The organism is Erythrobacter sp., from assembly GCF_036351135.1.
Lineage (GTDB): Bacteria > Pseudomonadota > Alphaproteobacteria > Sphingomonadales > Sphingomonadaceae > Erythrobacter.
The window spans coordinates 101,230-113,661 of record NZ_JAZBON010000026.1 but is presented as its reverse complement, the minus strand read 5'-3'; the positions used below and the strand labels follow the sequence as shown (position 1 = coordinate 113,661).

The following is a 12,432-nucleotide window of genomic DNA, read 5'->3' as shown; positions in this document are numbered from 1 at the left end:
GCGCTAAGAGCGTAGATCGAAGTATGTCAAGGACGCCCCCCGCCCTCTACCACCGGATAAGCGGCGGCGCCGCATAGCGCCAGAACACGCCGGCGACGAAGACCGGGACGACATGCCAGATCGCGGTGTGCAGGAACCCGTCGAGCGGGCAGGTGATGTTGTATGCAAGCGCGCCCAGCGCACCGCTGGTCAGGCCCACCAGCCAGCCTGACCGATCGGGCGCAACCGGCGCGCCGCGACGAAGAAACATTATCGCGGCAAGTGCGACGATCGAACTGGCAGCCAGCCCGTAGGCCGCGCATTCCCAGTACAGCGCGCCCGCATCGCTCATGCTCGTGCCGTGATCGTGCCCCGCCTCGACCGAGATGAGCGTGATGATGGCCGCAATCGGCAGCACGGACAGCATGGCTGTGCTCCACGTGGTAGACGAATTGCGCGCGCCGACCCGCGGCACGGCACTCGCCACCAATGCCGTCGCGCTCGACGCTCCGACGATCGCCAGTAAGCCGTTGCTGATCCAGAAGAAGGGCGAGGCCGATCCGTCGATCATCCCGGTCCAGAACCCGAAGACGACGCTACACCCGATGGCTGCAACCACAGTCGCAAAAATAATCAGCGCCGCGCCGTCGCGTGGACGAATGCGCCTTACCGGCGTCAGCTCTTCGGTCATCGCCGCGATCAGATCTTCGCGGTTCATCGCGCCGGGCTTTACATTTTTCATAGTCATTCCGCTTCCTCGACCATCGCGGCCAGTTTCTTGATGCCGCGATGGATGTTGACCTTGATCAGGCTTTCGCTCTGCCCCGTCTTTTGCGAGGCCTCGCGGATCGACAATCCGCCGATCTTGACCAGCTCGATCGCCTTGGCCTGCTTTTCGGGGAGGTGGGTGAAGAGCCGGTCGAGGCTGACGCGCGCGGTGACGACGTCCTCTTCGCTGTCCTCGACCGCGTCGTCTTCCATCAGTTCCTTCGCCTCGTGCCGGTAATGTTTGCGCAGGTGATCGATCCAGCGATAGCGCGCGATCGCGGCGAGCCAGGGCAGGAAGGGGCGTTTGGGATCCCAGGTCGCGCGCTTGTTGTAAAAGGCGATCAGCACATCCTGAACCAGATCGTCGACGGCATCGGCGGCGATCCTGCGCCGGAAATAGCGTTCGAGCCACAGGCCGGCTTCCGAAAGCAGCACGTTGGTCGCCGGCTTGTCGCCGTCCTGTGCCGCTTTCATGAGGCGGGCGAATGTGGGTTCGTCGGCCAGCATGGCTCAGGCGGAGACGAGGCCAGCTTGGGTCTTTACGGGCACGGCGTTTCTCCAGACGACCGTGGGCGGCGAGACCGTCACCCGGAAGGCGGTAATCATCCTGCCATTCGCGGTAGCGCTGCGAAAGGTTACGGGTGAGCGGAAAAGATTTTTTCGGGGGGGGGGAGCGGCTTGCCTTGCCCGCGCCGGTCGCCCACTCTCCGCGACAGGAGAGGCGGAGGTATTTCATGCTGACCGATAGTGCGATCGAATTGCGCAGCGAGCGCGCGAGCCTGCTGATTCGGATCGTCAAATGGGTGATGGCGCGGCGCCAACCGGTGTTTCCGCACACGCCCGAGGCGTTCGAGGCGAAGATGGCGACGCGCAAATTGCCTGAAGATGCGCCGATGCCGGAGAAGTTTCGCCGTCGCTTCGCAGTCGAGAAGTGGGAGGCGGAGGGGCAAAGGTGTGTCACCCTGCACCCGAAAGCCGGGCCGGGCGAATGGCACATGCTCTATTTCCACGGCGGCGGCTTCGTCCTGCCGATGTTCGACGTGCATTGGCCGCTAGCCGCCGCGATGGTGGAGCGGCTGGGCATCTCGATCACCGTGCCGCTCTACGACGTCGTGCCCGAATTCTCCTACCAAGCACAGGATGCGCTCGCCGACGCGGCATTCGCGACCATCGCCGCGCGGCACGATCCGGCGAAGATCGTCCTCAATGGCGATAGCGCCGGCGGGCATATGGCGCTCTCGCTGGCGCTGAGGCTGGCCCGGGCGGGTGGGCCGCAGCCGGGCAAGCTCGCGCTGTTCGCGCCGTGGCTCGATGTGACAATGGCCGATCCCGAGATCGCCGAGGTCGAACCGCACGACATCATGCTCAAGATCGGCACATTGCGCTCCTGCGGCCGGATGTTCGCCGGCGACCGCGACCCGGCCAGCGCCGAATGCAGCCCGCTCTATGCCGACAAGCAGGACCTCGCCACGCTGCCGCCGACCCGCATCTGGACCGGGCGGCACGATCTCTTCATCGTCGATTCGCGCAGCTTCGTCGCCCGGCTGCGTGCGGCGGGGGTGGATGCGAAGCTCTACGAATACGAAGCCGCGCCGCACGTGTTCATGGCGATCGTCGCCACGCGCGAGGCGAAGGACGTGCTCGGGCTGTTGCGAGATTTTCTGGCGGAGTAACGGGGTTTGAGTTAGCACCCGCGCTTATGAAAAACGCCATGCTAGCCGTCGTCGCTACGGCCTTCCTCGCCCTTTCGTCGCACCCCGCCTTTGCTGAAGCGCATGAGGACACAGCGCCGGGCTGGTCGCTCGCAATCCATGGCGGGGCGGGCACGCTCGACCCCGACGCCATGACGCCCGAGCGCCGGGCGCAGTACGAGGCGGGCTTGCAGGAAGCGCTCGATGCGGGACGCGCCATCCTGGCTTCCGGAGGCAGCGCGATGGACGCGGTCAAAGCCGCGATCGTCCCGCTGGAGGACAATCCGCTGTTCAATGCCGGGCGCGGCGCGGTGTTCACCTGGGACGGCGTGAACGAGCTCGACGCCTCGATCATGGACGGACGCGATCGCAGCGCCGGGGCGGTGACGGGGGTGACGACGATCAAGAACCCGATCCTGCTGGCGGACGCGGTGCGCACGGAGAGCCCGCACGTCTTCCTGATGGGCGAAGGCGCCGAAGAATTCGCGCTCGAGCAGGGCTACGAAGTGACCCCGCCCGAATGGTTCGCGACCGAGACGCGGCGGCAATCGCTCGAGCGGATGAAGGCGGAAGAAATGTCCGCGCTCGACGTCGATACGAAGTTCGGCACAGTGGGCGCGGTGGCGCTCGATCAGGATGGCAACATGGCCGCCGGCACCTCGACCGGGGGGATGACGGGCAAGCGCTGGGGCCGGATCGGCGATGCGCCGGTGATCGGCGCGGGAACCTATGCCGACAATCGCAGCTGCGCGGTCTCGGCGACCGGCTGGGGCGAATATTTCATTCGCGTCGGCGTGGCGCAGGAGATCTGCACGCGGCTAAGGTTCACACACATGCTCGCGCCCCAAGTGGTGTTGGAGAAAGTGGCTTCAGAAGAAAAGCCTGTCGAAGTTCTTGTCCAAGAAATATCGCAGGGCATCGCCGACGCGGTGATGGCCGAAGTCAGAGAGCTGGGCGGCGATGGCGGCGTGATCGTCGTGACGCCCGAGGGCCACGCGCTCTACAGCTTTAACACCAGCGGCATGTATCGCGGCCGCGTGACCAGCGCCGGGGTAAACGAGGTCGCGATTTTCGGCGGAGATGTCTCAGCGAGCGACACGCCCGATCACTGATCGCTCATATCAAATCCGCTCGTCCTAAGCCTGTCGAAGGACGGTCCTTCACTTCGTTCGGCGGTGCGAAAAAGAAGAACGGTGCTTCGACAAGCTCAGCACGAGCGGATTCTTGTCAGAACGGCAGCCCGTCCTCCCCGGTCGCATAGTCGGCGAGTACCTCTCCGATTTCGGCAAGGACGGCTTCCGCGGCGGGGTCCATTCCATCGAGGGTTTCGGGCGCACGATAATAGGTTGCAAAGGTGATCGGTCCGCGCCCTTCCGCATCTTCGGCGGGCGGTTCGACGAAGCCGATATCGACGAACAGGCTGCGCATTCCGGGCCAGATCGACGTGCCGGTCTTGTCGCCCGCAAGCCAGCCTTCGGGCAGCCCCGCGCGCACCCGGCGCGCGCCCGTCGGCGTATCGATAGCCCATTGTCGCAAGGTCGCGCGGTCCTCCTCGCGCAGCACCTCGCCATAGGTCAGCTGCGCGACGCTACGCGCCATCGCGGCGGGCGTCGTCGTGTCGCGATATTCGGTGACGGGCACGTTGTTCAATTCGGGCTCGTAGCGATCGAGCCGGCTGACCTCGTCGCCGATCCCCGCCCAGAACGCGGTCAGCGCCTGCGGTCCGCCAAAAGTGCGCAGCAGGATGTTGGCGGCGGCGTTGTCGGAATATTTCTGCGTGAACTCGGCCAGCTCGCGCAAGGTGGCGCCTTCGTCGAGCCGGCGCGTGGTGAAGGGCGATACGAACATCAGATCGTCCCGCGTCCAGGTCACCCGCCGATCCGCATCGACGATGCCCAATGCATCGCTCGCCAACACCATCGCGGCGAGCGAGAACTTGAACGAGGAACAATGACCGAATCGCCTGTTCGTATTGATGCCGATCAACTCACCGGTAGTCGTGTCGAAGAAGGCGGCGCCGAGCGTGCCGCCCGCCTTGCCCTCGATCTGGCGCAGCATCGCTTCGTAGCGATTGTCCGGCCCGGTTTGCGGCGGTTCGAGCCGGAAGTCCTCCTCCGTACAGCCCGCGACCAGCAGCCCGCTGGCCAGCGCCCCGGTGACGAATTGCCTCCGGTCCAGCGTCACGCGCCTCGGCTCACCCACGCTTGCGCGCCTGTTCGTAGGTGCCCAGCACGCGCAATTCCTTCGAATGGAATGCGCATTCCTCGAGCGCGCGGTCGACCGCCGGGTCGCCGGGCACGCCGATGATGTCGGCATAGAAGCGCGTGGCGGAAAAGCTCGTGCCGATCTGGTAGCTTTCGAGCTTGGTCATGTTGACCCCGTTGGTCGCGAACCCGCCCAGCACCTTGTAAAGCGCGGCGGGGATGTTCTTTACCTCGAAGATGAAGGTGGTCATCGCCGGTCTCGCCGGATCGACATCGAGGAAGGTCGGCCTGTCGGCGAGGACGACGAAGCGGGTCATGTTGTCCTCGGAATCCTCGACATGCTCCTCGACGATTTCGAGGCCGTAGAGCTCGGCCGCGATGGCAGGCGAGATCGCACCCAGTTCCGGGTTGCCCATTTCGGCGACATGCGCGGCGGCGCCGGCGGTATCGATGAAGTTCAACGGAACGATGCCGCGCTTGCGCAAAAACGCGCGCGACTGGCCCAGCGCCTGCGGATGGCTGTAGGCGGCGGTGACGACGCTGTCCCTGGTGCGCGGGCCCGGGGCCATCAGCGCATGGTGGATCGGCATGAAATATTCGCCGACGATGGAGAGGCCGCTTTCGGGCAACAGAAAATGGATGTCGGCGACGCGCCCGTGCTGCGAATTCTCGATCGGAATGATCGCCTGGGCGGCGCGCCCGTCCTTCACCGCGTCGAGCGCATCCTCGAAGCCGAAACATGCGAGCGGCAGCATATCGGGCCGCGCTTCCATCGCCGCACGGTGCGAATTGGCGCCCGGCGATCCCTGGAAAGCGATCGCGCGCGCGGGATCGGCGGCGGCCGCCGCCCGCATTTCCTCGACGATGCCGAGAGCCGGTTTGGGGAAGCTCGCCATAGCGGCTTTGCCTGCTAGAGCGCGCGTGCGGGAGTGACAAGTGAAGGGGGCAATAGTCGGTGCAATTGCTGCATCCGATGGCGGTGCGTTTCGCCTTGCGGAAGGGGCGACCGGACATTAGATGCTCGCCGGGATGACACAAGAGACTTCGAAAAACACCGCTTCGGCCGCGACGAACACCAAGGCCGAATCGTCTTCTGGCGATCTGTTCAACACCGCTGCCGGCTGGGTCTTGTTCGCCGCCGGGCTCGGCCTCGGTCTGTCGATCGTGGCCGACAAGTATTTCCACGGCACCAGCCCCGAACGTCCCGAAACGCTGGGCTATGTCATCGAAGGCGTCGAGGAAGAAGGCGGCGTCAGCGAAGTCAGCTTCGAAGAAGCGCTCAACATGGACGGCGTCGATGCCGCGGCGGGGGAAAAGGTCTTTGCCAAGTGTCAGGCCTGCCACTCGATCGAGCAAGGCGGCGCCAATGGTGTCGGACCCAATCTCTACGGCGTCATGGGCGGCAATATCGCCAGCAAATCAGGCTACGGTTATTCAAGCGCGCTTACCGCACTGGACGGTGCCTGGGGCTGGGACGAAATGAACGCCTGGCTCGCCAATCCTCGCGGCTATGTCAGCGGCACGACGATGGGCTTTGCTGGCCTTTCGAGCATCGAGGACCGCGCCGCGGTTTCGCTCTACATGAACGAGATGGGAGGCGGCTTGCCCGTGCCCGAGTTCACCGCTGCCGCAGAACCGGCGGAGGAACCGGCTGAAGGCGAGGCGGCCGAGGGCGACGCGCAGGATGCCGAAGCCGAAGCGGGCGGCGAAACCGAAGCCGAGTAAGCGCAAGTCGAGGGGCGGCGGCCTAATTCCGTCCCTTGAACCCCTGCGCCACCACATACCATTCTGAGGATCCCTTGCGGCTTGCGGGCGGCTTGGCGTGTTTGACGCTGCGGAAATGCTGCTTGAGCAATTTGAGCAGTTCCGCATCCGTCCCGCCGGCCAGGACCTTGGCGACGAAGGCGCCGCCCTTCGCCAGCGTATCGACCGCGAACCATGCCCCCGCTTCGACCAGCGCCATCGTGCGCAGGTGATCGGTCTGTTTGTGCCCGACCGTGTTCGCGGCCATGTCCGACAGGACAAGATCGGGCGCGCCGCCAAGCGCCTCTTCCAGCCGCGTGGGTGCGCGATCGTCCATGAAATCCATCTCGAAGATGGTGACCCCGTCGATCGCCTCGGTCGGTAACAGGTCGATCCCGACGACCTGCGCATCCGGCGCCTTCGCGCGCACCACCTGGCTCCATCCCCCTGGCGCGATGCCGAGGTCGACGACCCGCTTCACCCCGCGCAGCAGTCCGAATTTCTCGTCCAGTTCGAGCAGCTTGTACGCCGCGCGGCTGCGATAGCCGTCGGCCTTAGCCTGCTTGACGTAGGGGTCGTTCAGCTGCCGCTGCAGCCAGCGGGTAGAGCTTCCGCTGCGCTTCTTCGCCGTCTTGACGCGGCGGTCCGGATTGCGGCCCGATCGCGACACGGGTCAGCCGCGCCCGCGCAGATCGTGCAGCGCCTGCATGCTGCGCTCGCCATCGCGTTCGGCGGCCATCAGGCTGCGCAGGATCCCTTCGCGGATGCCGCGGTCGGCCACTCCGAGCCGTTCGGCCGGCCACAGATCGAGGATCGATTCGAGGATCGCGCAACCCGCGACCACGAGGTCGGAGCGGTCTTCGCCGATACAAGGCAGCTGCGCCCGCTCGCTCGGTGACATGCCCGATAGCCGCGTGCTGATGTCGCGCATCGCCGCGGAGGGCACGATCAGCCCGTCGACCGCCTTGCGATCGTAATGCGGCAGTTCGAGATGCAGGCTCGCCAGCGTCGTCACGGTGCCGCTGGTGCCGAGAAGGCGGATCGTGTCGCGGCGCGAGGCCTCTGACACCCGCGCGGCAAAGGGCGCGAAACTCTCGCTCACCAGCCGGCGCATCTCGGCATAGCGCGTGCGGCGCGCAGGTTTGTCGCCCGCCGCCGCGGCCTCGTCTCGCCCGACCGTGTCGGTCAGCGAGACGACGCCCCACGGCACGCTCTGCCAGTCGATGATGCGCGGAATCTTCCCGCCCGGTTCGAGCAGGACGAGCTCGGTCGAGCCGCCGCCGATGTCGAAGATGACCGCCGGACCGTCGCCCGCCTCGAGCAGGATATGACAGCCGAGCACGGCCAGGCGCGCCTCCTCCTGCGCGGTGATGATGTCGAGCACGATGCCCGTCTCGCGCTTCACCCGCTCGATGAACTCCGCACCGTTGTGGGCACGGCGGCAGGCTTCGGTTGCGACCGAGCGGGCGAGGCGGACCTTGCGCCGTCGCAGCTTTTCCGCGCAGATCGAAAGCGCGCCCATCGTGCGCTCCATCGCATCGTCGGACAGCCGCCCGGTCATGGCGAGGTCCTCGCCCAGCTTCACCACCCGGCTGAAGGCGTCGATGACGGTAAAGTCCCGGCCCGAGGGGCGCGCGATCAGCAGGCGGCAATTGTTGGTGCCGAGATCCAGCGCGGCATAGGCCTCGCCGCCGCGACTTGCGCGTAAGGGGCGTTGATTTATGGAACCGGCGCCTGCGGTCGCGGGATCGGGCGCGGCGCCGTTTCCGCCCGACGGATCGGGCGGATCGCCTGTCTTGCCGGCGCGCTCGCGCAACGCATGCTCGCGCGGGACATCGTGCGACGCCCCCGCACCGTTTGGCGGCGGCGGTTCGGCCTCGCCGTTCGTGTATCCCCCGGGCGATCTGCCCTGCTGGCTGGAGCGCTTGTAGCGAAAATCGGCTACCTTGCCGGACTTGCCGCCCCGTTGTGTACCAGCACCATTGTGCTCGTCCGGCGGAAGCGTGTCCGCCATAAACCGTTCTTTCTCTTCACCTTCACGCCAAAAATGCGGAGGCACCTGACGCGATGCTAGAGCAAGCTCGGATCAAGGGCAAGCATGCGGGCTTGACCCGGGGAACGGGCGAAATTAGGGAGCGCAGCTCTCGAAAAGGAGCGGATCAGCGCGATTCTGCGCCGCAGCCGCTTCGCGAAGCGATGATGCCCCGTCGTCTAATGGTAAGACTACGGACTCTGACTCCGTCAATTGAGGTTCGAATCCTCACGGGGCATCCAGAGCTTCTCTCCGCAAAACACCGATAGTTACGCCGCCCACGGGCCGGTGATGGCGATGGTGCGGGTGGGGGAATAGGCGTTGACGAACAGCCATTGGCCATCGGGCGAGAAGCAACCGCCGGCAAGCTCGGTTTGCAGCCGGAGGCGGCCCAGAGCGTAGGGCTGGCCCAAGGGCGTAATCCCGCGCAGATGATTGTCGACGATGTCGGTATATTGATCTTCACACACGATCAGATGGCCTCTGGGCGCAACGGTGAGGTTATCGCCGTAATTGAACTGGTCTGCGCTTTCGCTTTCGAAGAACAGCTCGAACCGGTCCGGACCCGATCCGCGGGCCGGAACGAGGCGGAATATCTGGCCAAGGCCCTTCGCGCCGCCGCTGGTCGAGCAGATATAGAGCTCGCCCTTGCCCATATGGATGCCCTCGCCGCGCGCGATGAGGCTGGCACCCTTGGCTGCGGCACGTTTGCGCAGATCGTCGAGCGGTGCTTCGACATCGTCGAGATCGACCCAGCGGACCGGGTAGTGCGCGCCGGGCGGCATCGCCGCGCCGTCCCAGTTGCGCGTGTCGGGCAGCTGTTCGATCGCCATCGCCTGCAAACGTCCACCCTCGGCGAGCCGGCCCGGCACTCTCGGCAGGAAACGGTAAAGCACGCCGTCGTCGCGGTCTTCGGTCTGGTAGACATAGCCGGTTGCGGGATCGACGCAGGCCGCTTCGTGATTGAAGCGACCCATCGCGCGCAGCGGTACCGGATCGACGAGACCCTCGGCCGTTCCCGGAACCTCGAAAGTCCAGCCGTGATTGACGGTGAGCCCTTCGCCGTAGCGCTGTCCGGGTCCGGTGGGCGCTTCCTCGCAGGAGAGCCAGCTGCCCCACGGTGTCACCCCGCCCGAACAGTTGCGGATCGTCCCGCCAAGGGTGCGCAATTCGCGCTTCACCTCGAGTGTGGCGGCGTCGAGAACGACATTCGTCGTTCCGCCCGGCACGAACTCGCCATTGCGCGTGCCGAAACCTTTGGCGATCGGTCCGCCCGGATCCTGCCCCGGAACAAGCTCATGGTTGCGCACCAGCACGATTTCGCCGCCACCAAGATCGAGGCAACCCATACCGTCCGCATGATCTGGCACCCGCCCGCCATCGCTCATCTTGTCGCCGAGCTGCGAGAGGACGCGGTAGGAAAAGCCAAGTGGCAGATCCAGCAGCCCCTGGGGATCGGGGATAAGCGGTCCGTAGCCCGGCATCTCTGCCGCGGGTGCCGCCGCCGCGGCCCCGGACAGGCGGGCCATACAGCCACTTGCTACCAAGCCAGCGAAGGCGGTGGCGGTGGCGCCGAGAAAGCGGCGGCGATCGGGCATCATGGTAACCAAGGCTCGTCCAGTTCGAATTCGGTAGCATTATGACAGCGCGATTTGGCAGCGCGATGACACGGTGGAACGATGGACGATAGAGCGCGCGATGTCGCATCGCGAATGGATAAACCCTAAAAATGTTGGAAAGATCGTGATCCAGCCGGCACAAATTACTGTTTGCTGCATTAACGACCTCATGCGGGCACATCGATTCTGTAGCTTTGTGAGTGCGCTTCTAGCCGCGCGTCCATCGGGTCTCCGGCTGCGTAATCACGCGCTTGCGCCTTGGCGCGAGCACAATTTCGCGTGATCGACGACCCGCATCTCGATGTCGATTCGCACAAGGCGCTCGCACAGGCGCAACCGGTCGAGCGCGAGGTTCGTGACGGCGATGGACGAAAATATCTGCGCGAAGTTCGTCCGCTCGCTCGAAGTAATGGCGGCGCGCCGGGCGTGGTTGCGCGCTATATCGAGATCGCAAGCAATACCGGCGGGGCGCAATCGCGCGGCGGAAATGCCTGGCAGGCGCATCTCGTGGCGCAACTCGGCCAAATCGCGCTTGCGGCGCGCGACCTTAGCAAGTTCTTCGATGAAGCCTGCAACCTGCTGCACAAGACCTTCGCGTGCGATTACACCAAGATCCTGAAGCTCAATCACAGCGAAACCTCTTTTGGGCTGATTGCCGGATGCGGCTGGAAACCCGGCCTGGTAGGCGCGGCGGAAACCGGGGTCGGGCGGCGAAGCCAGGCGGGTTACACGCTGCTGGTCGAGAATACCGTGCTGGTCGAAGACCTCGATAACGACCATCGGCTGGACGGCCCGCAATTGCTCGTCGACCACGGCGTGCGCTCGGGCATCAGTGCGCTTATCAGCGTGGGCGGCAAGCCGTGGGGAGTGATCGGCCTGCACAGCCGCTCGCCGGGCGCCTTTTCGCAGGACGATCTGGCGGTGCTGAAATCGGTCGCGAACATCATCGCAATGACGATCATGCAGTCGACGCGCGAGGCTTTCCTGACCCGCGAGCGCATCATTCAGTCGCTTTCGATGGGCGTCGCCGAAATCGGAGTGTGGACGATGGACGTCGACACCCATGCGATCGTCTGGGATCAGCGTTTCCGCGCGATCACGGGGCTGACCGACACCAACGTTCAACCGGTGATGGACGAATTCACCTCGCGGATCGTCGACGAGCATCGCAGCGATTTCGAAGCCGCGTTCGCCGCTCTGCTACAGGGCGACGAGCCGCAGGAAATGGCACTGCGCTATGTCCGTCCCGATGGCGAGATGGTCTGGCTCGATGTGCGCAGCGAGCGCGTGGAGCAGAACGGCAAACCCCTGATTATCGGGATCGTCGCCGATATTTCCGAACGCAAGGAAAGCGAAGAGCGCAGCGAATTCATGATGCGCGAGCTCGATCACCGGGTGAAGAATTTGCTCGCGATCATCCTTTCGATCGCAGAGATTACCTCGCGCTCGACGGACGAGATCGACATCTACAAGCGCGACTTCCGCGGTCGGCTGGAATCGATGGCGCGCACGCACAGCCTGCTCGCCAAATCGCATTGGTCGGGGCTCGAGTTCGAAAAGCTGATCCAGGCCGAATTGCAGAGCTTCGCGTCGCCGACGGCGGTGGACGCGAATGGTCCCGCGATCGCCTTGTCGCCCGGGGCTGCCCAATCGCTAGCGATGTTCCTGCACGAACTCGCCGCCAATGCGAAGAAGCACGGTGCGCTATGTGCGGATGACGGCGTGGTCGAAGTTCGCTGGGACGTGATTGTCGGCGAGAAATGTGACCTTGAGTTCAGCTGGCGCGAAAAGGGCGGGCCGGCCGTGTCCGAGCCCGATCACGAAGGCTTCGGCTCGAAGGTCATCAATCGCATCGTCAAACGCCAGCTCGACGCCGACGTCAGCGCGAGCTGGGAGAAGGACGGTCTGTGCCTTGCCGCACGTTTTCCGCTGAGCAAGGTATTGCCGGCTTCCGCCGCCGATATCCGCGTCCAGAACGACCTTTCCGCCCCCGTTCCGCATCGCGAGCTAAAGGGGAAACGGATCTTGGTGGTCGACGACGAATGGCTGATCGCCGAGCAGCATGCCGAAGTTTTCGCGAGCCTTGGGGCGCGAATTGCCGGGCCCTATGTCAGCCTTGCCGAAGCCTCGCGCGAGGACTTGGCGGCGTTGGATTGCGCCGTGCTCGATTTCGCGCTCAGCACCGAAGGCGACATCCTCCCGCTCGCTCACCGACTGGCGGATCTGGAAGTGCCTATCCTGTTCGTGGTCGGTCACGATTCGCATATCGACCTGCCCGAGCGACTGGCCGATGCCCCCGTCCTGTTCAAACCCGCGACCGCCGATGCGCTGATCGCCAAGGCAGCGCGATTGATCGAGCAAGGACGCGGATCTGGCGACTGATTTTTAACGAGCAA

The 12,432-nt window shown here is 64.8% G+C and carries 11 protein-coding genes and 1 tRNA gene; 5 read left to right on the top strand and 7 right to left on the bottom strand.

Going from position 1 to position 12,432, the window contains the following annotated elements; all coding sequences use genetic code 11:
* Positions 1 to 46: 46 nt before the first annotated feature.
* Positions 47 to 727, bottom strand: coding sequence for a DUF1109 domain-containing protein (locus V2I30_RS08810; protein ID WP_330661765.1), 681 nt, complete (start codon positions 725 to 727; stop codon positions 47 to 49).
* Positions 724 to 1,254 (bottom strand): sigma-70 family RNA polymerase sigma factor, encoded by a 531-nt coding sequence (locus tag V2I30_RS08805; RefSeq protein WP_330661764.1) that lies wholly within the window; start codon positions 1,252 to 1,254, stop codon positions 724 to 726. The genes V2I30_RS08810 and V2I30_RS08805 overlap by 4 nt, the downstream gene beginning before the upstream one ends.
* A gap of 227 nt (positions 1,255 to 1,481) precedes the next feature.
* Between V2I30_RS08805 and V2I30_RS08800 the strand changes: the two genes are divergently transcribed.
* Both V2I30_RS08800 and V2I30_RS08795 read left to right on the top strand, forming a co-directional pair.
* Entirely contained in the window at positions 1,482 to 2,420 is a 939-nt protein-coding gene (locus V2I30_RS08800; RefSeq protein ID WP_330661763.1) for an alpha/beta hydrolase, read from the top strand.
* 26 nt (positions 2,421 to 2,446) lie between these two features.
* The gene (locus V2I30_RS08795) at positions 2,447 to 3,550 is read left to right on the top strand and encodes an isoaspartyl peptidase/L-asparaginase family protein (RefSeq protein WP_330661762.1); all 1,104 of its coding nucleotides are present in this window, start codon (positions 2,447 to 2,449) and stop codon (positions 3,548 to 3,550) included.
* A gap of 115 nt (positions 3,551 to 3,665) precedes the next feature.
* Here V2I30_RS08795 and bla read toward each other — a convergent pair whose 3' ends face one another.
* Both bla and V2I30_RS08785 read right to left on the bottom strand, forming a co-directional pair.
* Positions 3,666 to 4,640: a class A beta-lactamase gene (gene bla / locus V2I30_RS08790; protein ID WP_330661761.1), complete on the bottom strand. Its 975-nt coding sequence runs from the start codon at positions 4,638 to 4,640 to the stop codon at positions 3,666 to 3,668.
* Positions 4,633 to 5,538 carry a prephenate dehydratase gene (locus V2I30_RS08785; RefSeq protein WP_330661760.1) on the bottom strand — a complete coding sequence of 302 codons (906 nt, stop codon included), beginning with the start codon at positions 5,536 to 5,538 and terminating at the stop codon, positions 4,633 to 4,635. Before V2I30_RS08785 ends, bla begins: the two co-directional genes overlap by 8 nt.
* 133 nt (positions 5,539 to 5,671) lie before the next feature.
* Between V2I30_RS08785 and V2I30_RS08780 the strand changes: the two genes are divergently transcribed.
* Positions 5,672 to 6,367 carry a c-type cytochrome gene (locus V2I30_RS08780; protein WP_330661759.1) on the top strand — a complete coding sequence of 232 codons (696 nt, stop codon included), beginning with the start codon at positions 5,672 to 5,674 and terminating at the stop codon, positions 6,365 to 6,367.
* Between the two features lie 22 nt (positions 6,368 to 6,389).
* On the opposite strand, the gene V2I30_RS08775 is transcribed toward V2I30_RS08780, so the two are convergent.
* Positions 6,390 to 7,055 (bottom strand): RlmE family RNA methyltransferase, encoded by a 666-nt coding sequence (locus V2I30_RS08775; protein ID WP_330661758.1) that lies wholly within the window; start codon positions 7,053 to 7,055, stop codon positions 6,390 to 6,392.
* A gap of 3 nt (positions 7,056 to 7,058) precedes the next feature.
* Entirely contained in the window at positions 7,059 to 8,399 is a 1,341-nt protein-coding gene (locus V2I30_RS08770) for a Ppx/GppA phosphatase family protein (RefSeq protein WP_330661757.1), read from the bottom strand.
* A 186-nt stretch (positions 8,400 to 8,585) separates the two neighbouring features.
* On the opposite strand from V2I30_RS08770, the gene V2I30_RS08765 reads away from it, so the two are divergent.
* A tRNA-Gln gene (locus V2I30_RS08765) sits at positions 8,586 to 8,659 on the top strand.
* 27 nt (positions 8,660 to 8,686) lie between these two features.
* Here the strand turns inward: V2I30_RS08765 and V2I30_RS08760 are convergent.
* Positions 8,687 to 10,018 (bottom strand): alkaline phosphatase PhoX, encoded by a 1,332-nt coding sequence (locus V2I30_RS08760; protein ID WP_330661926.1) that lies wholly within the window; start codon positions 10,016 to 10,018, stop codon positions 8,687 to 8,689.
* Positions 10,019 to 10,315: 297 nt separating this feature from the next.
* Here V2I30_RS08760 and V2I30_RS08755 point away from each other — a divergent pair, with 297 nt between their 5' ends.
* A complete protein-coding gene (locus V2I30_RS08755) occupies positions 10,316 to 12,418 on the top strand; it encodes an HWE histidine kinase domain-containing protein (protein ID WP_330661756.1) in 2,103 nt (700 codons plus the stop codon).
* Positions 12,419 to 12,432 lie beyond the last annotated feature (14 nt).

What these genes read in the sequence shown, in the direction of transcription:
- V2I30_RS08810 (WP_330661765.1), bottom strand. Translation starts at nt 727, where the DNA reads ATGACTATGAAAAATGTAAAGCCCGGCGCGATGAACCGCGAAGATCTG.
- V2I30_RS08805 (WP_330661764.1), bottom strand. Translation starts at nt 1,254, where the DNA reads ATGCTGGCCGACGAACCCACATTCGCCCGCCTCATGAAAGCGGCACAG.
- V2I30_RS08800 (WP_330661763.1), top strand. Translation starts at nt 1,482, where the DNA reads ATGCTGACCGATAGTGCGATCGAATTGCGCAGCGAGCGCGCGAGCCTG.
- V2I30_RS08795 (WP_330661762.1), top strand. Translation starts at nt 2,447, where the DNA reads ATGAAAAACGCCATGCTAGCCGTCGTCGCTACGGCCTTCCTCGCCCTT.
- V2I30_RS08785 (WP_330661760.1), bottom strand. Translation starts at nt 5,538, where the DNA reads ATGGCGAGCTTCCCCAAACCGGCTCTCGGCATCGTCGAGGAAATGCGG.
- V2I30_RS08780 (WP_330661759.1), top strand. Translation starts at nt 5,672, where the DNA reads ATGACACAAGAGACTTCGAAAAACACCGCTTCGGCCGCGACGAACACC.
- V2I30_RS08770 (WP_330661757.1), bottom strand. Translation starts at nt 8,399, where the DNA reads ATGGCGGACACGCTTCCGCCGGACGAGCACAATGGTGCTGGTACACAA.
- V2I30_RS08760 (WP_330661926.1), bottom strand. Translation starts at nt 10,018, where the DNA reads ATGATGCCCGATCGCCGCCGCTTTCTCGGCGCCACCGCCACCGCCTTC.